This is a genomic window from Bradyrhizobium sp. 157 (assembly GCF_023073815.1).
Lineage (GTDB): Bacteria > Pseudomonadota > Alphaproteobacteria > Rhizobiales > Xanthobacteraceae > Bradyrhizobium.
On sequence record NZ_JADPKF010000099.1, the window covers coordinates 90,845 to 109,218 of the forward strand.

15 protein-coding genes and 1 pseudogene are annotated in these 18,374 nt (G+C 60.7%); 5 read left to right on the top strand and 11 right to left on the bottom strand.

The features are described 5' to 3' along the window. Positions 1–7: 7 nt before the first annotated feature. A complete protein-coding gene (locus IVA95_RS31055; RefSeq protein WP_247513959.1) occupies positions 8–1,165 on the top strand; it encodes an FAD-dependent monooxygenase in 1,158 nt (385 codons plus the stop codon). A gap of 223 nt (positions 1,166–1,388) precedes the next feature. Here the strand turns inward: IVA95_RS31055 and IVA95_RS31060 are convergent, their stop codons facing one another. The 10 genes from IVA95_RS31060 to IVA95_RS31105 all read right to left on the bottom strand — a co-directional run bounded on the left by IVA95_RS31060 (position 1,389) and on the right by IVA95_RS31105 (position 13,029). Beyond that, positions 1,389–2,444 carry a 2-dehydropantoate 2-reductase gene (locus tag IVA95_RS31060; RefSeq protein ID WP_247513960.1) on the bottom strand — a complete coding sequence of 352 codons (1,056 nt, stop codon included), beginning with the start codon at positions 2,442–2,444 and terminating at the stop codon, positions 1,389–1,391. Positions 2,445–2,602: 158 nt separating this feature from the next. Then, a complete protein-coding gene (locus IVA95_RS31065) occupies positions 2,603–3,034 on the bottom strand; it encodes a CBS domain-containing protein (protein WP_247513961.1) in 432 nt (143 codons plus the stop codon). A gap of 521 nt (positions 3,035–3,555) precedes the next feature. Then, positions 3,556–4,848, bottom strand: coding sequence for an oxalate/formate MFS antiporter (oxlT, locus tag IVA95_RS31070; RefSeq protein WP_247513962.1), 1,293 nt, complete (start codon positions 4,846–4,848; stop codon positions 3,556–3,558). A 208-nt stretch (positions 4,849–5,056) separates the two neighbouring features. Then, complete coding sequence (locus IVA95_RS31075) at positions 5,057–6,559, bottom strand: tripartite tricarboxylate transporter permease (protein ID WP_213251820.1); 1,503 nt, start codon at positions 6,557–6,559, stop codon at positions 5,057–5,059. A 32-nt stretch (positions 6,560–6,591) separates the two neighbouring features. Beyond that, positions 6,592–7,089, bottom strand: coding sequence for a tripartite tricarboxylate transporter TctB family protein (locus tag IVA95_RS31080; RefSeq protein WP_247513963.1), 498 nt, complete (start codon positions 7,087–7,089; stop codon positions 6,592–6,594). A gap of 80 nt (positions 7,090–7,169) precedes the next feature. Continuing rightward, positions 7,170–8,180, bottom strand: a complete 1,011-nt coding sequence (locus tag IVA95_RS31085) for a tripartite tricarboxylate transporter substrate-binding protein (RefSeq protein ID WP_247513964.1) — start codon at positions 8,178–8,180, stop codon at positions 7,170–7,172. 539 nt (positions 8,181–8,719) lie between these two features. Next, positions 8,720–8,857, bottom strand: a complete 138-nt coding sequence (locus IVA95_RS31090) for a hypothetical protein (protein WP_247513965.1) — start codon at positions 8,855–8,857, stop codon at positions 8,720–8,722. Positions 8,858–9,066: 209 nt separating this feature from the next. After that, entirely contained in the window at positions 9,067–10,344 is a 1,278-nt protein-coding gene (gene frc / locus IVA95_RS31095; protein WP_247513966.1) for a formyl-CoA transferase, read from the bottom strand. 156 nt (positions 10,345–10,500) lie between these two features. Further along, positions 10,501–12,231, bottom strand: a complete 1,731-nt coding sequence (gene oxc, locus IVA95_RS31100) for an oxalyl-CoA decarboxylase (RefSeq protein WP_065748613.1) — start codon at positions 12,229–12,231, stop codon at positions 10,501–10,503. Positions 12,232–12,297: 66 nt separating this feature from the next. After that, entirely contained in the window at positions 12,298–13,029 is a 732-nt protein-coding gene (locus IVA95_RS31105) for a GntR family transcriptional regulator (RefSeq protein ID WP_247513967.1), read from the bottom strand. 183 nt (positions 13,030–13,212) lie between these two features. Between IVA95_RS31105 and IVA95_RS31110 the strand changes: the two genes are divergently transcribed. From IVA95_RS31110 to IVA95_RS31120, 3 genes and pseudogenes are all read left to right on the top strand, one after another. Beyond that, positions 13,213–15,378 (top strand): acetate--CoA ligase family protein, encoded by a 2,166-nt coding sequence (locus tag IVA95_RS31110; protein WP_247513968.1) that lies wholly within the window; start codon positions 13,213–13,215, stop codon positions 15,376–15,378. A 121-nt stretch (positions 15,379–15,499) separates the two neighbouring features. Beyond that, positions 15,500–16,390, top strand: coding sequence for an IclR family transcriptional regulator C-terminal domain-containing protein (locus IVA95_RS31115; protein WP_247513969.1), 891 nt, complete (start codon positions 15,500–15,502; stop codon positions 16,388–16,390). A 100-nt stretch (positions 16,391–16,490) separates the two neighbouring features. Then, positions 16,491–17,257 (top strand): annotated as a pseudogene (locus tag IVA95_RS31120) (NYN domain-containing protein). 646 nt (positions 17,258–17,903) lie between these two features. On the opposite strand, the gene IVA95_RS31125 reads toward IVA95_RS31120, so the two are convergent. After that, positions 17,904–18,134 (bottom strand): ABC transporter substrate binding protein, encoded by a 231-nt coding sequence (locus IVA95_RS31125; RefSeq protein WP_346658082.1) that lies wholly within the window; start codon positions 18,132–18,134, stop codon positions 17,904–17,906. Between the two features lie 49 nt (positions 18,135–18,183). On the opposite strand from IVA95_RS31125, the gene IVA95_RS31130 reads away from it, so the two are divergent. Then, positions 18,184–18,374 (top strand): hypothetical protein (locus IVA95_RS31130; protein ID WP_247513970.1); only part of this gene is annotated, 191 nt, incomplete at its 3' end.

Genomic DNA, 18,374 nt, shown 5'->3' on the forward strand with positions numbered 1-18,374 from the left:
ATTGGCAATGAACGACAGGCTGGATGTTGCGATCGTTGGCGCGGGAATTGGTGGCCTGGCCGCTGCAATCGCATTGCGCGCGCGGGGCATGAACGTTTCGGTCTTCGAAGAGGCGGAGTCCCCGCGTGAGGCCGGCGCCGGCATATCCATTCCCCCGAATGCGGCGACCTTGCTGAAACGCACCGGACTTTGCGACGCGCTCGGGAAGATTACCACAAGGAGCCAGGGACTGACGCTGCGAACGTCACGGGGAAGGCCCGTTCCGAGGCCGCCCGCGGCGCCCGCGATGCAGAGCTATCAGATTCACCGTGTCGAGCTTCTCGACATGCTGCTGGGTGTGGTGAAAGGGACGGTCAGATTTGGGTACCGGTGCATTGCCGTCGATGACACGGAAACCGGCGCGCGACTGACTTTTGCCAATGGTGCCGTTTGCGTAGCGGATCTGGTCATAGGGGCTGATGGCATTCATTCGATGGTCCAGCGCGAAATAGGCCTGACGGCGCGCCCGACCAGCGAAGGCATCGTGGCCTATAGAGGCCTCGTGCAGTCGCAGAAACTCTCATGGGCCGCAGAATTGCGTGGCCTGAACATGTGGATGGGACACGGTCGCAGCTTCATCTGCTTCCCGGTGTCGCAGGGACGCCTGATTAACGTCGTCGCGTTCGTTCCGAGCACGCGCGACATGGAGGAAACCTGGTTCGCGACGGGCGATATCAAAGCGCTCGCTGGCGCGTATGAGGGCTGGGATGCGCCCGTCCAAGGTATGATCGCTGCGCTCGACCAGACGTTTCGCTGGGGCATCTATGATCGGCCGCCATTGCCATACTGGTCGCGCGGGTGCGTCACCCTTCTCGGTGATGCCGCTCATCCAATGGTGCCGCATTTCGGCCAAGGCGCCGGACAAGCCATCGAGGACGGCTTCGCGCTGGCTGTTTTGCTCGAGCACGCAAAACGAGACGAGATCCCGGCGCGATTGAAGGCTTACCAGGATCTGAGATTGGAGCGGACCAGCCGCGTGCAAGCCGCCTCGCGCCTGGCCGGCCGGTTCTACCGATCCGCAGACGACGATCCATCGAAGCAGGCCGAAAGGATACGAGGCTGGATGTCGGCGGCGGCATGGATCTTTCCATACGATGCCGAGGAGGCAGCGGCGTCATTGCTGTAGTCCGACAGGGTCACAACGTCGCCTCCTTTTGGGCCGTAGCGGAGCTAAGACAGCTTTCGGTACGTCCGCTCGTGGCACTCTTCGGAAGCGGGGCGGTTTCCGGCTTGGGTCCGGAATGCGCGCCAAGCGCACATCGGCCGATCAGTCCGAATTAATGGTTCACGCCATAGGTTTCAGGTGACGTTCGGTCACGGCGCCCGGCGCCAGGACACTGGTGGTGGCTTTAAGGAAATACGGCGGCGATGCTCTCATTCAGTTTCTGATTGACGATCTGGACCGTGCGGTCGATTTCGGCATTGGGTACGCCAAGCTGATGCGAAATCAGTTTCACCAGCAGGTCGACGCGCTCGATGGAAGGCGAGCCACCAGCGACCGCCCGGGCCGCCGACGAGGGCTTGAGAAGGCTTTCCGCCGCTTTGGCGTATTTCTTGAAAGGGACCTGATCCGTGGGATCGGCGCCCAGACGCTGGGCGATGGCATCGACATGGTCATAGATCGACTGCGAGAGATCGATATCGCCGTGCACCGCATCGCGGATCGATTGCGGCTCCTGCGGCGTGATGCAGCGGTAATTCCCCGTCAACAGCATCGACCATTTGGCCAGAGGGACGAACATCGAATCGAACACTTTGAGCTTCACCGGAACGTCCTGGCCGTCCAGCTTCACCGCATCGATGTCGGCTTCGAGTTCCCGAAGCAGCAAGTTATGTTTCTCATCGGCAAATGACGCAGCCTTGAAGTTAGTGGGCAGGCCGACATGAAGCACGTTCGCGGCCTCTTCCGGCGGGCGGAAGGCCTGCGGATCGGGCGAGCAGAGCGTCACCAGCCCCGGCTGGAAGCGCTCCCACACCACTGCGTTGGTATAGGCCTCCTCCAATTCCATTTTCGCAAGCGCCGGGATCCGTTTGAGGTAGGGCAAGGGCGGCATGTTCATGATCGAAAGACAAGGCAGCTTCGCCTCGGCGATTTTGATCATCAGAGCCTGGACCGCAGGGTTAGTATATTGCGGTTCCTGCATGGCAAGACCAACCAGATCGTAACAGGAAGGATCGACGTCGGCGGGCTCGACCGCGTCCAGGATCCCAGGCAGGTCGCGCGAGAAGATCGGCCGGTGGGCCGCCTCGTCGCGCAGCTTGATGCGAACTTCAGTGCCGTCGCGATTGATGAGTTCTGCCGTCTGGTTTCGGCAAACCAGGGTCACGTTGTGACCCGCCATCAAAAGCTTTGTCGCCAGCAATGAGCCATACGAGGCTCCAAGGATCAGAATGTCACGCGCCATGCGCCCTCCCACAGATGTTGCTTTCCGGCGCGCCACCACTCCGGCGCAAATTTGCGAGCGCCTGTTCTTGCGACAGGAGTTAAAGCCGAGTTTTGCGGTGCGATACCGTCTTCCCTGGGAGTGCCCCAAAGAATGCCGGCGGGGTTCGAAGCGACCTGTCAGGCCGACGCGGCCAACTTGAAGGGCGTCGCTTCGTCGTCGAACGCGGTGGTGATGTCGCGAATGCTGATGACGCCGATCAGGCTGTAATTGTCGATCACCGGCACGTGGCGGATGTGGTGCTTGCTCATGAGGTGACGGACATGCTCGAGCGTATCCGTCGAGGTGCAGGAGACGAGCTGCTGCACCGAAATGAACTGCGAAACGCGCATGTTCACGCCGGCTGCACCGTGTTCAGCAATCGCGCGAACCACGTCGCGCTCGGTGAACATGCCGACCGGCGTGTTGCCTTCGGTGCGGACGACATCCTTGACGACCAGCGCGCTGATATTGCCCGAGCGCATCAGTTGCGCGGCAATGGCGACGGTCTCGTTCATGCGGACCGTTGCGACACGGGCGGCTTTCTTGCGCAGGATATCTCCGACTTGCATGGCAACCTCCTTGGGTGAATTATTGGCGTCAAGTCTGGTATACATAATGCCAATTGTCAACACGCGTAACGTGGAATTCTCGCGCCCGAGATCGAGATAAATAGGCAGTATTATTGACGTTTCTGGAGCGTGCCGTGACATTCCAGGAAGAGGGGCGCTCGGATTTATCGGTATCAGGTGGTGTCAGGCATGCCAGAGCTTCCTGATCGCCACCTAAAAGCATGATGAAATTGAGTTTGATTGCGACCACGAAGAAGGTGCGCTCCCTCTCCCGCTTGCGGGGGAGGGTTGGGGTGGGGGTGTCTCCGCGGCGACACTGCCCGAGTGGAGAGAGCCCCCACCCGGCGCTTCGCGCCGACCTAAGAGCGAGCTTCGCTCGTCTCGACCCCCGCAAGCGGGAGAGGTGAAGCGCGTCTGCGGCCAAGTCGATCTAACCAAAAATCATCATGCTCTAGTCGACAAAAGAAAACGCGCCCACCCGTAGGGTGAGCGCGCCTTGTTCGTGCGGTGGAGCAGTGAGGTCAGGCCGCAATCTGCGATTTGGCGACCACCGACTTGCGCCAGGGTTTTAGCACCGCGATCGCCAGCAGCGAGGCCAGGATGTTCGCGCCGGCCGCGACGATGAACACGGTGTCCCAGGTGCCCGACGACTGCTGCATGTAGTTCGCCACCGGCACCAAAAGCGCCGCGGTGCCCTTTGCCGTGTAGAGCAGGCCGGCATTGGTCGCGGCGAACTTCGAGCCGAACGTGTCGGTGCAGGTCGACGGGAAGAGGGAATAGATCTCGCCCCAGGCAAAGAACACGAAGCCCGACAGCAGCACGAACCAGACCGGGTCGTGGCCCAGCATGTAGAGGCCCCAGATGCCGATGCCCTCCATGCCGAAGGCGATGAACATGGTGTTCTCGCGGCCGATCATGTCGGAGATCCAGCCGAAGAACGGACGGGTCAGGCCGTTGAGGACGCGATCGATGGTGGCTGCGAACGTCACCGCCGTCATCGTCACCGCCATCAGCGTCACCGGCACGCTGTCGACCTTCCAGTCGACGGCGATCGGCTTGAGGTTGGCGGTCACCATCAATCCGCCGGCGCCGACGATCACGAACATGAAATACATCAGCCAGAAGATCGGCTGACGGATCACTTCGGTGGGTTGATAGTTGCGCCGGGTCTGGATCACGTTGCTGTTCTGCACCGTCGGCACCTGTCCCGCTTTCGGCGAGAACATCAGGAAGGCGAGAATGACGATGATGATGCCTTGGCCGAGACCGAAATAGAGGAAGGTGGTTTGGAAGCCGGAGTCCTTGATCATGGCCTGGATCGGCGCAACGGTCAGCGCCGAGCCTGCGCCGAATCCGGCGGCGGTGATGCCGGCCGCAAGGCCGCGCTTATCGGGAAACCATTTCAGCGCGTTGCCGACGCAGGTGCCGTACACGCCACCCGCGCCGATGCCTGCGATGATCATGCCTAGATAGAAGCCGTTGAGCGTGGTCGCGTGGGCGTTGATCGCCCATCCGATGGCGCAGAGGATGCCGCCGATCAGGACGACGAGGCGCGGGCCGTATTTATCGACGAACCATCCTTCGACCGGCACCAGCCAGGTCTCGAACAGCACGAACAGCGTAAATGCCCATTGGATCGAGGCGCGGTCCCATCCGAATTTCTGCTGGATGTCGGGGACGAAGAACGTCCAACCATATTGGTAGTTCGCGATCATCACCATTGCGGCGACGCCGATCGCCAATTGAGTCCAGCGATAGGCATCGCTCACTCGAGCCTCCGCGACGGGGGCTGCTCCGTGCACTGTATCCGTCATTTTTCCTCCAAAGCGTTGCTGCTCTATCGTTGCCCGACAGCTCGGCCGCGACTGTGGTATATGTTATGCCAGTAGACAAGAGAAAATTGCGCGTGTTCTAAGAATTCCCCGCGTCGGTGAAAAGCTGCACAACAAAACAAAAGGGCCGCGCAGTTGCGCGGCCCTTTCGTCGAGAGTGATCTAAGCTATTGCTTCGCTTACAGCTTAATCATGCGGTCGCCGCAGATCGCAGGCGGCTATATCCTTCCTGAATGAGCGACCAGAACAGCGCGATCAATCCCAGGATCATGATCGTGCTGACCAGCGGATTGGAAAGGAACACCCCAAACGATCCCTGGGATCCCAGAAGCGATTGGCGGAAGGCCTCTTCGGCCTTGTCGCCGAGCACGATTGCCAGCACCAGCGGGGCGAGGGGATAGTTGCACTTCTTGAGCAGATAGCCGATCACGCCGAACACCAGCATCAGCATGACGTCGAACGTGCTGCTGTGCACGGAATAGGCGCCGATCGCGCAGAGCACTAGGATAAGCGGTGCAATGATGCTGAAGGGCACGCGCAGGATTGCCGCGAAGATCGGCACGCAGGTCAGCACCACAATCAGGCCGACGATATTGCCGAGATACATCGAGGCGATCAGGCCCCAGACGAACTCCTTCTGTTCGACAAACAGCATCGGCCCGGGTTGCAGGCCCCAGATCAACAGGCCGCCGAGCAACACCGCGGCCGTCGGCGAACCGGGCACGCCAAGCGAGAGCATCGGCAGCAGGGCGGAGGTGCCCGCGGCGTGGGCCGCGGTTTCCGGCGCGACCACGCCTTCGATCTCGCCCTTGCCGAAGTTCTTGCCGTTCTTCGCCATGCGCTTGGCGATGCCGTAGCTCATGAACGAGGCCGGAGTAGCGCCCGCCGGCGTAACGCCCATCCAGCAGCCGATGAAGCAGGAGCGCAACGAGGTCATCCAGTATTTGGGCAATTCCTTCCAGGTCTGCAGCACGACCCGCAGATTGATCTTGGCTTTTCCACCGCGGAAGGCGAGCCCTTCTTCCATCGTCAGCAGGATTTCGCCGATACCGAACAGTCCAATCACCGCGATGAGGAAGTCGAACCCGTTCAGCAATGGGGTGAAGCCGAATGTCAGCCGCAGCTGGCCGGTGATGGAATCGAGTCCAACAGCGGCAAGCGCAAAGCCGATCATCATGGCCGCGATGGTCTTGAACGGTGGCTCCTTACTGAGGCCGACGAAGCTGCAGAACGCCAGGAAATAGACCGCGAATTTCTCCGCAGGCCCGAATTGCAGTGCAAAACCTGCGACCAGCGGCGCGACCAGCGTGATCATGACGACTGCGAACAGCGCGCCGACGAAGGAGGAGGTGAAGGCGGCCGTCAGTGCTTCGCCGGCCTTGCCCTGCTGCGCCATCGGATAGCCGTCGAACGTGGTGGCTACCGACCATGGTTCGCCCGGTATGTTGAAGAGAATCGAGGTGATGGCTCCGCCGAACAACGCGCCCCAGTAAATGCAGGACAGCATGATGATGGCCGAGGTCGGCGGCATCGAGAATGTCAGCGGCAACAGGATGGCAACGCCGTTGGCGCCGCCCAGTCCCGGGAGCACGCCGATGATGACGCCGAGCACGATGCCGAGGACCATCACCATGATATTGAACGGCTGCAGCGCGACTGCAAAGCCGTGAAAAAGATTGACGAGTTCTTCCATCCCGATAATCCAATCCTGACTGAGCGTCGAAGTTACAGATCGAGCCACTCTTCAACCGGCCCCTTGGGAAGCGGGACCATGAACCAGCGTTCGAAAATGAAGTAGGTGACAATGGGCATGCCGAACGCCACCGCCAGCACGGTAAGCCAGCGGTATTTGCCCAGCCATCGCATGAACCATGCGATGAAGATGATCGAAGCGACGTAGAGCCCAGTGAATGGCATAGCCCCGACATAGATGGCTGTCGGAATGACGACACTCAGCACTTGGCGAAGCTGTCCCCACTCCGCGAACAGGGCGTCATTGTCTTCGCGCAGCCCGTGCCACAGATTTATCGCGCTGGAAGCGACGATGAAAAGCCCGATATAGAATGGGAAGAACCCGGCGCGGGGGCCCTCAGCGCCCCAATTGATCCCCGCCTTGAGGCTGCCGGCGATCACGATCACTCCGAACAGGGCGATCAGTAGGGTGACGCCTGCTTCCACGAGCTTGTGGGTCGGGCCGGTGTTGCTCGAACTGCCTGTTGTCATCGAAACTCCATGCGCAATCGAGCCCGCGGAAACCGAGCCCGCCGTCTGCGTTGCTACCCCAATCGATCAGTGCTTCTCGGTCAGTTGCTCGGAGCGAGGAAACCGGCCTCTTTCATCAGAACTTGATGACGCTTGTCCTCGGCCTCGACCCATTTGGCGTATTCTGCGCCGGTCAGGAAGGTCGTGTTGAAGGCGCCGCTCTTCATGAAGTCCTGCCACTCAGGAGTGGCGCGAATTTTCTTGAACAGATCGACATAATACTCGACCTGGTCCTTGGTGGCCCTGGGCGCCATGAAGATGCCGCGCAGCATCAGATATTCCATGTCCAGACCTGCCGACTTGCAGGTCGGAATGTCCTTCCAGGCTTTGCCGTCCGCGATCGGCTCGTCATAGGCCATCGGCTTTGCGTCAAAAACGCAGAGGGGGCGCAGCTTGCCGCCGCGCCATTGCGCGACTGCCTCGATCGGATTGTTGACGGTCGAATCGACGTGGTTGCCGACGAGTTGAACGGCGACTTCGCCGCCGCCCTTGTAGGGAATGTAGGTGAACTTGGTGCCGACGGCTTTTTCCACGGCGACAGTGATGATCTGATCTTCCTGCTTCGAGCCGGTGCCGCCCATCTTGATAGAGCCGGCGGGAGCGGCCTTCACGGCGTCGATGTACTCCTTCGCCGTCTTGTACGGCTTGTCGGCGTTCACCCACAGCACGAATTCATCCAATGCCAGCATCGCGACCGGCGTGAGATCTTTCCAGCTAAACGGAATTCCGGTGGCAAGCGGCGTGGTGAAGAGGTTGGACAGCGTGATGATGATCTTGTGCGGATTTCCGCCCGATCCCTTGACGTCGAGGAAACCTTCGCCGCCGGCGCCGCCGGACTTGTTGATGACGACCAGCGGCTGCTTCATCAGATTGTGCTTGGTGACAATGCCCTGGATCGTGCGCGCCATCTGGTCGGCGCCGCCGCCTGTGCCGGCGGGAACGATAAATTCGACAGGCCGCACCGGTTCCCACGCCGCAATTGCAGGAGCCGTGGCGCTGCTTGCGCACAGCGCTGCAATCGTTCCTAACGCAAGTTGTGTAGAACGCCTCATTTGCTTCACTCCCGTCGAACTGTGGTTACGCCGTTCTTTGCCGGCTTACTAAGTTCATTCCCGATCAAAAGATCGGGTCTTCATGCACCCATGATCGTCGCGCCGCAATGGTTGCCTCAACGCGACTCCCGCAGGTTCGAATTGTACGAGGGGCCTGATCGGGCGGCATCCGCTCCTTTCGGCCAATTGTGAATCTGAGAAGCGCAAGAAGAGGGGAGGGCACGCTCGCGCTGCCTGTTCCTTGCGATATCGCCTTCGCTGTCCCTTGCGGACTGCACGGCCTAGCTCCCCCCTGATATGCGCCCTTGTTCTGGTATGAGCGTTTTGAGCATTGTTGTATATGATATGCCACCATGCAAATGGTTTTTGGTTTCGTTAGAAGATAGGGCCGATTTGTCGCAGGTGGCGTCCAAACAGGCAATCAGCGAGCGGAAAACAAAAGCGGCCCCGGAAACCGGGGCCGTTGATCGAAAATGCAACCGTAGATCGCTGTGGGGTTTCGCGAGGTGCCGCGCAAAAAAGCCCTTACTGTAGAAGCATCAGAGGCCGAAAGGGGGGAGGTCGCCGTTGCGAACCGCAATGCGGCTGCTCGCAATCAGAAGGCGGTCGATGGAAGCCATCAGGCGGCCGGACAGGGTGCTGGAGGGCAGGAGGCCGATGGATGCAGTCTTGGACATGGATGTCCCCTTTCTGAAGTGGCGGAGAATCTCCGCTTTCGTGATACGGGGACATTTTATGTATACCAGATACCACCAGAAACGACTTTGTTTGCATAGCAGCAATCGGACATTTGCATTGCAGCAATGAGTCGAGGGCAGTGGTACTCCAGAATGAAAAAAGGCCACCGGAAACCGGCGGCCTTTGTATTCCAGAAATCCCAGGTTGCTTATTCGGCCGCCTGCTTGCGCGGCGGGTCGAGCGCGCCGGAGTCGTGGATTTCGGCGACCTGGTGATCAGAGAAGCCGAGCACCTGGCGCAGGATTTCGTCGGTGTGTTCGCCGAGCAGCGGAGAGCGGGTCACTTCGCTCGGTGAGTCCGACAGCTTGATCGGATTGCCGACCGACAGATACTTGCCGCGGGTCGGATGATCGACTTCAACCACCGTGCCGGTGGCACGCAGCGACTGGTCTTCCGCCAGTTCCTTCATCGACAGGATCGGGCCACAGGGGATGTCGTCCTTGTTGAGGATCTCCATCGCCTCGAATTTGGTCTTGGTCATCGTCCACTGTTCGATGCGGGCGAAGATCTCGTTCAGCCGGGGCAGGCGGGCCGGGGGCTTGGCGTAGTTCGGATCGGTCTTCCAGCCGGGTTCGCCGATCACGTCGCAGATCTTCTCCCAGACCGGAGCCTGGGTGATGAAATAGATGTAGGCGTTCGGATCGGTCTCCCAGCCCTTGCACTTCAGGATGCGGCCGGGCTGACCACCGCCGGAATCGTTGCCGGCCCGCGGCACGGCATCGCCGAACGGAATGCCTTCGCCATACTGGCTGTATTCCTTCAGCGGGCCATGGGCGAGGCGCTGCTGGTCGCGCAGTTTTACGCGTGCAAGATTCAAGACGCCGTCCTGCATCGCCGCAGTGACGCGCTGGCCCTTGCCCGAGTGGGTGCGCTGATAGAGCGCGGTCACGATGCCGAGCGCCAGATGCAACCCGGTGCCGCTGTCGCCGATCTGCGCGCCGGTGACGAGCGGCAGTCCGTCGCGGAAGCCGGTGGTCGAGGCGGCGCCGCCGGTGCACTGCGCGACGTTCTCATACACCTTGCAGTCTTCGTACGGGCCGGGGCCAAAGCCCTTGATCGAGGCCACGATCATCTTCGGGTTGATGCTGTGGATCTTCTCCCAGGGAAAACCCATGCGGTCGAGCACGCCGGGGCCGAAGTTTTCCACCAGCACGTCGCAGCTCTTGATCAGCGCGGTGAGAACTTCCTTGCCCTTCGGGTTCTTGGTGTCGAGCGTGATCGAACGCTTGTTGTGGTTCAGCATAGTGAAATACAGGCTGTCCACGTTCGGAATGTCCTGCAACTGACCGCGCGTGATGTCGCCGACGCCGGGGCGCTCGACCTTGATCACGTCGGCGCCGAACCACGCCAGCAATTGCGTGCAGGTCGGGCCCGACTGGACGTGGGTGAAATCGAGAATGCGAACGCCCGTGAGCGCCTTAGACATATGTTCTCTCCTCTTACTATCTGTTGCCGTCATGCCCGCAGAGGCGGGCATCCAGTAGTCACCGTCGGTTCAGTCGGACACACCTTCGTCACACGATGGTTCGGCAGTTACTGGATCCCCGCCTGCGCGGGGAATGACGCCGATGGGTTGATCAATTCACTTCTTTTTCAGAACGCTCTGCGGGTTGAGGTTGCCGATGCGGCCGCTCTCCGAGCCGGCCGCCGGATCGATCACGGCGTTGATCAGCGTCGGCTTGCCGGAATCCATCGCCGCGTTGACGGCGCGCTTCAATTCGTCGGGCGAAGTGGCGTTGATGCCGACGCCGCCGAAGGCTTCCATCATCTTGTCGTAGCGCGAGCCCTTGACGAACACCGTCGTCGCCGGATCCGAACCGCCCGTATTGACGTCGGTGCCGCGGTAGATGCCGTCATTGTTGAAGATGACGATGCAGACCGGAAGCTGGTAGCGGCAGATGGTCTCGATCTCCATGCCGGAGAAGCCGAACGCCGAGTCGCCTTCGACCGCGAGCACCGGCTTGCCGGTTTCGACCGCGGCCGCAATCGAATAGCCCATGCCGATGCCCATCACGCCCCAGGTGCCGACGTCGAGCCGCTTGCGCGGCTTGTACATATCGATGACGCCGCGGGCGAGGTCGAGCGTGTTGGCGCCTTCGTTGACAAGGATGGCGTCCGGCCGCTCCTTGATGATGGTGCGCAGTGCGCCGAGCGCGCCGTGATAATCCATCGGGGAAGCGTTGCTCATCAGCTTCGGCGCCATCTTGGCGACGTTGTCGTCACGCTTCTTGTTGACGGTCGAGACCCAGTCGGCTGGCGCAGCCGGCCAGTTGCCGCCCATGCCCTCGAGCAGAGCGGACACGCAGGAGCCGATATCGCCGACCACGGGGGCCGCGATCTCGACATTGGAATCCATCTCCTTCGGCTCGATGTCGACCTGAATGAATTTCTTCGGTGCATCGCCCCAGGTCTTGCCCTTGCCGTGCGACAGCAGCCAGTTGAGGCGGGCGCCGATCAGCATCACGACATCGGCGTCCTTCAGCACGGTCGAGCGCGCCGCACCGGCCGACTGCGCGTGCGTATCGGGCAGCAGGCCCTTGGCCATGCTCATCTGCAGGAACGGTGCGCCGGTCTTTTCGACGAAGGCGCGGATCTCGTTGTCGGCCTGCGCGTAAGCCGCGCCCTTGCCGAGAATAATGAGGGGGCGCTTGGCGCCCTTGAACACGTCGAGCGCGCGCTTGACGGCCGACGGGGCAGGGATCTGGGCGGGGGCTGCGTCGATCACCTTCACCAGCGACTTCGCGCCGGCGCCGGCGTCCATCACCTGGCCGAAAAGCTTCGCCGGCAGGTCGAGATAGACGCCGCCCGGACGTCCCGACACCGCGGCGCGGATCGCGCGGGCAAGACCGATACCGATGTCGGCGGCATGCAGCACGCGGAACGCTGCCTTGCAGAGCGGCTTGGCGATCGCAAGCTGGTCCATCTCTTCATAGTCGCCCTGCTGCAGGTCGACGATCTCGCGCTCGGAGGAACCCGAGATCAGGATCATCGGGAAGCAGTTGGTGGTGGCGTGGGCCAGCGCAGTGAGGCCGTTGAGGAAGCCGGGCGCCGAGACCGTGAGGCAGACGCCCGGTTTTTTGGTGAGAAAGCCGGCGATCGAGGCCGCGTAGCCGGCGTTCTGCTCGTGACGGAACGACAATACGCGCATGCCCGCGGCCTGCATCATGCGTCCGAGGTCGGTGATCGGGATGCCCGGCACACCATAGATAGTGTTGATGCCGTTGAGCTTGAGCGCGTCGATAACGAGATGAAAGCCATCCGTCAGTTCTTGCTCGGTGCCCGGTGCTTCGGACTTGGTCGCGGTATTCAGCATGGGCTTCATCTCCCTGATCGTTTTGGTTCGGACGATTTTTCGTCGTCTTCTGGTGCGAAGGTTCGTCTAGTTAAAAAGTTCCTGCCCGTGCGCTTCGACGTAGGCGGCAAGGCCCAGCGTGTGGTCGCGCGCGCGCTTCTCGGCGAGTTCGGTGTCGCGTGCTTCCAGCGCTTCGATGATGCCAAGATGTTCGGGCAGCGAGGTCGCGGTGCGGTCCTTCCGTCCGATGGTCAATTGCCGGTAGCCGCGCACATGCAGCAGGAGATCGTTGGTCAGATCGACCAGCACCGGCGATTCCGAAAGCGAGATCAGCGCCTGATGGAACGCGATATTGGCCTTGGAGTATTCCTCGACATGATCCTGCGGCAGCCGGTCCTTGCCAAAGTCCTTAAAGAAATCGCGCAGCGCGGTGATGTCCTTCTTGCGCGCGGTGGTCGTGATCAGGCGCGCCGCCATGCTCTCGAGTGCGGCCCAGGCGCGGATCATGTCGACGATCTCGGTCTTGGTGCGGCGGACCACGACGATGCCGCGACGCGGCACGGTTTTGACGAAGCCATCCTGTTCCAGCATCGCGATGGCTTCGCGAATAGGGGTGCGGCTTACGCCGAGGCGTTCGGACAGCGCGCGCTCGTCGAGCATCACTTGCTCGGGAGTCGCATAGATATCCATCTTGAGAATAGCTTCCTTCAAGGCCTCGTAGGCCTTGTTCTTGAAGCTCGTCTCAGGCGCAATCCGGACGATTGCGATATCTGCCTCAGCCATGACAGGCGGCGCCTTGGTTTGTTTACGTGCGGGCACGACTCGTCTCCTCCCTGTTTTGGAGACGTCTTCTTAGCAGAAGAAACACCTGAAGATTTTTGGCATACCAAATACCAGGATGTCAAGATGCCCGTGTTTTCGCTGATTCTGCGCGATAGTTTGTCTTGACAACCTAATCTCTGGCATACCAAATGCCATAAAACTAGCCCCAGGAGGAAGCCAATGTCAAATTCTGCAGATGCGGCCCGCAAGATCGCCGAGCCCAGCGCCCAACAGGCTGTCCGCCGGGTGCTCGATACGGTGAAAGCCGAGAAGCGCACCAGCCTCACTGCGCCGGAAGGCAAGGTGGTGTGCGATGCCTATGGCATCCCGGTTCCCAAAGAGGGCGTGGCCAAATCTGCCGCTGATGCATCCAAGATCGCATCCAGCATGGGCTTCCCGGTGGTGATGAAGATCGTCTCGCCGGACATTCTCCACAAGACCGAAGCCGGCGGCGTCATGGTCGGGGTCAAGACCGCGGCCGATGCCGAGAAGGCCTACGACACCATTCTGGCCAATGCGAAGAAGTATAAGGCCGATGCCAAGATCGACGGCATCCAGGTCCAGCAGATGCTGGCCGGTGGCACCGAGGTCATCGTCGGCTCGATTACCGACGGCTCGTTCGGCAAGCTGGTGGCGTTCGGCCTCGGCGGCGTGCTGGTCGAGGTCTTGAAGGACATCACCTTCCGCCTCGCGCCCGCGACCAAGGACGATGCCTTGTCGATGCTCGACGGCATCCAGGCCCACGACATGCTGAAGGGCGTGCGCGGTGGCGATCCGGTCAGCCGCGATGCGCTGGCTGACGTCATCGTCAAGGTCTCGCAGCTCGTCAGCGACTTCCCCGAAATCGTCGAACTCGATCTCAACCCGGTATTCGCCACCAAGAAGGACGCAATTGCCGCCGACGTGCGCATCGTCGTCGATTTCGACTACAAGCCGCGCCCGGCGCCGCGCCCGACCGAAGAAATCGTAGCGGCCATGAACCGCATCATGCAGCCGAAGGGCGTTGCCGTGATCGGCGCCTCCGCCGAGGACGGCAAGATCGGCAACTCCGTGATGAAGAACCTGATCAACGGCGGCTACAAGGGCGAGATTTACCCGATCCATCCGAAGGCGGCCGATATTCTCGGTTACAAGGCCTACAAGAGCGTCAAGGACGTGCCCGGCGTGATTGACACGGCGGTGTTTGCGATTCCCGCAAAATTCGTCGCCGGTGCGCTCGCCGAATGCGGCGAGAAGAAAATTCCCGGCGCCGTTCTGATTCCGTCGGGCTTTGCCGAAGCCGGCGCGCCGGAATTGCAGGCCGAAATCGTCGAGGTCGGCAAGAAGTACAACGTTCGCCTGATGGGGCCGAACATCTACGGCTTCTATTATACCTGGTCGAACCTCTGCGCCACGTTCTGCACCGCCTACGACGTCAAGGGCCATGCGGCTTTGTCGTCGCAATCCGGCGGCATCGGGATGGCGATCATCGGTTTTTCGCGCTCGGCGAAAATGGGCGTGTCGGCGATCGTCGGTCTCGGCAACAAGTCTGACATCGACGAGGACGATTTGCTGGCGTTCTTCGAGCAGGACCCCAATACCAACCTGATCGCCCAGCACTGCGAAGACTTGAAAGACGGCCGTGCTTTTGCGGAGGCGGCCAAGCGCGTCTCCAAGAAAAAGCCGGTGGTGGTGCTGAAGGCGGGCCGCACCTCGGCCGGCGCCAAGGCGGCCTCGTCGCATACCGGCGCGCTCGCCGGCAACGACAAGGTATATGAGGACGTCTTCAAGCAGTCGGGCGTGATCCGCGCCCGCAGCTTGCGGCAATTGCTCGAATTCGCGCGCGGCATGCCGGTGCTGCCGACGCCGAAAGGCGAAAACGTGCTGATCATCACAGGTGCCGGTGGCTCGGGCGTGCTGCTGTCGGACTCCTGCGTCGACAACGGCCTGTCGCTGATGCAGATGCCGCCGGATCTCGACGCCGCGTTCCGCAAGTTTATCCCGCCGTTCGGCGCGGCCGGAAATCCTGTGGATATCACCGGCGGCGAGCCGCCGATCACCTATGTCAACACCGTGAAGCTCGGCCTGTCGGATGAGCGCATCCATTCGCTGATCCTCGGTTACTGGCACACGATTGTCACCCCGCCGATGGTGTTCGCCCGCAACATGGTCGAGGTGAAGAAGGAGATGGAGGCCAAGGGTTTTGTGAAGCCGATCGTCGCCTCGCTTGCCGGCGACGTCGAGGTCGAGGAAGCCGCCGAATATCTCTACCAGAACGGCATCCCGGCCTATGCCTATTCGACCGAACTGCCGGTCGAGGTGCTCGGCGCCAAGTACAAATGGGCACGCGGCGCCGGCTTGCTCTGAGTTAGACCATCGATGCCGCTTCGGTTCGCCGAAGCGGCATTTTCTTTTGACGCTCGACAAGAAGCGAAATTGCCAGGAATTCAGCGGCTCACGGTCTGATACCCGATAGAGGCAGGTCGCGATGAAGCGAAACGTGATCCGGCGCAAACCGGTCGAGCCGAAATCCGGCGCCGACAATGATTCCGATCCCAGGGATGGCGGCGTTCAGTCGGTCGACCGCGCGCTCTCCATCATCGAAGTGCTGGCCGAAGACGACGAGGGCTATCGGCTGACCGATCTCGCGGTTCGCACGGGGTTGTCGACCTCGACCGTGCATCGCCTGCTGGCGACGCTGGAGAAGCGCCGCTTCGTTCAGTTCGACCGCACCGAATCGAAATGGCATGTCGGCGCGCAGAGCTTTGCGGTGGGCGCGACCTTCACCCGTCGCCGCAACTTCACGGCGCAGGCGATGCCGTATTTGCGCAAGCTGCGGGATCTTACCCGCGAAACCGCCAATCTCGCCGTGGTCGATGATGAATCCATCATCGTGCTGACGCGCATGGAAAGCCGCGAGATCATGCGCTCGCTGACCAAGGTCGGCGGCCGCGTCGCCATGGTCGCTTCCGGCGTCGGCAAGGCGGTGCTCGCCACCTATTCCGATGCGGACGTTAACGCGATCATTTGCCGCCAGGGCATGCCGAGGTTGACGGAAAAGTCGATCGTGCGGCCGGGCGAGCTGTTCCGGGAGCTAGAGGCGATCCGGCGCCAGGGCTATGCGGTCGACGATGAGGAGGCGCGCATGGGGCTGCGCTGCGTTGCCGCCGTCGTCTACAGCGACTGCAGCGAGCCGCTGGCGGCGATTTCCGTCTCCGGCATGACCTCGCGCGTCACAGAAGAGCGTGTGCCCGAGCTCGGAAAAATCGTGCGCGACGTCGCGGCGGAGCTGACGGTTGCGCTTGGGGGCGTGATGCCGGGGGGCGAAATCGGCCTGAGCCCGGTTCGCTGTCCGTCATGGCGCGCGAAAGGAAATTAGCTCTGGCGGCGAGAGCCCCGACATCGCTATATCCATGGATCGCTGTCCATGGCGCGGCTTCGAGGGACGGTGTCCTTCGATTCAGCGATTGGGGAAATTCATGCCTTCCGAAACCCGCTCGCCCCGTCTCGCGGTTCTGATCGATGCCGACAATGCATCCGCAAAGATTGCGGATGGTCTGTTCGAGGAGATCGCCAAGATCGGCGAGGCTAGCGTTCGCCGCATCTACGGCGACTTCTCCAATGCCCGATCCAAGGCCTGGGCCGATATTCTGTCGAAGCACGCCATCATACCGCAGCAGCAGTTCGCCTATACGACTGGAAAGAATGCGTCCGACATAACCCTGGTCATCGACGCCATGGACCTGCTTCACAGCGGTCGGTTCGACGGATTCTGCCTGGTATCATCGGACAGCGATTTTACGCGACTTGCCGCCCGCATCCGGGAGCACGGCGTCGATGTGTTCGGGTTCGGCGCGCAAAAGACGCCGGAAAGCTTCAGGCAGGCCTGCCGAAGATTCTTCTATACCGAGAACCTGCTTGGCGGCACGGCGAACACTCAGGATGCCGCCTCGAGGTCGCAGCCGCTCCAATCCCCTGATGAAGCCACCTCTATCATCAAGAAGGTCATCGCCCAGATGGAAAGCGAAGACGGGTGGGTCGATCTTGGGGAAGTCGGAAAACGCACTACCAACCTGGCCCCCGATTTCGATTCGAGGACCTTCGGCTCCCGCAAGCTGAGCGACCTCGTGCGAAAGACAAACTCTTTCGAGATCGATCAGCCCAAGGGGGATCCATGCGAATTCGGGTCAAGTCCACCGCCGAATCACCTGCGAAGACGCGAACCGCTCGAAAACCTGCGGGGTGAGTAACCGAAGGCTGCTTGAGACCCGACCGCAACGAGCGCAACCACAAGCCATCCATGATTAGCGGCATGGCACGGGTCCGCTTTTGGCAGATTTCGTTGTAAAAGTCTTTTTGGGGTGACGAACGAAAATTTTCAGGGGCGCTGACGCGTGTTGCACGTGGCGACGTGAGGGACCACGTCGTTCCTCGGAAAAACGACCACGGACCTGCGTAGCGGCGTGATGTGGCTTCGCAACGTTACAGCTCTCTGAAAATCACCTTCGCGAGATTTTCGGGATCGTTCGATTTTCGACTTTTGCAACAAAATCGGCACAAAGCGGACATTAGGCGAGCTGGCCATGTCGGCTGTGTGTCGATTGTGTTGCAAAAGTCGATTTTCGCCGATGACCAAAATTCTGCGGGCCGTGGGCGCGACTTTCGTGTACAAGATGTGAGGGACCTCACGGCCTCGCGCAAAATTCACAGGCGACTTTCGTAGCGCGATTGAGGTCATACGAATCAACGCTCGCTCGCTGCTTAGTGTTTTCGCGAAAAATCTTGAGCCCTGCAACTTTCGACTTTTGCAACACAATCTGCCAGGAACGGACTCGTGCACCGCAGCAGTTATTGTCGCTATTCGATCACCTCGCCGGCGCCGGCGAGCAGTGTCATTGGAATGTCGAGGCCGAGAGCCTAGCGGTCTTGAGGTTGATATTCAGGGTAACGTCCGTCGCTTGCTGGACGGGAAGCTCCGCCGGACGCGCCCCTTTGAGGATGCGATCAACGTAGTCCGCGGCGCGTTGCCATCGTTTGAAAAGGTTAGCCGAGTACGACATCAGTCCTCCTCTCCGAACCGAGTTCCGAAGAAGCGTCAGTGGCTTCGCAACGTTGAGGAACATTCATCCGGTTTGATCCTTTACTAAGGGGCGGAGAAAGTTCAGGTGACATTTGAACGTTGGTGAGAAGACCATCGAACGAGACGACTCATTCAGCCCAGCACGGGCCGTTTATCGTACACTGGTGCACTTCTTCTCCTACCGCTTCATTCTTACCCGTAAACAGTCAACCACGACCCACGTCGAAGGACTTGATCTCGCGGTGCTGCCATCGGTCTTCCATCCGAAGATCTTCCTGACCAG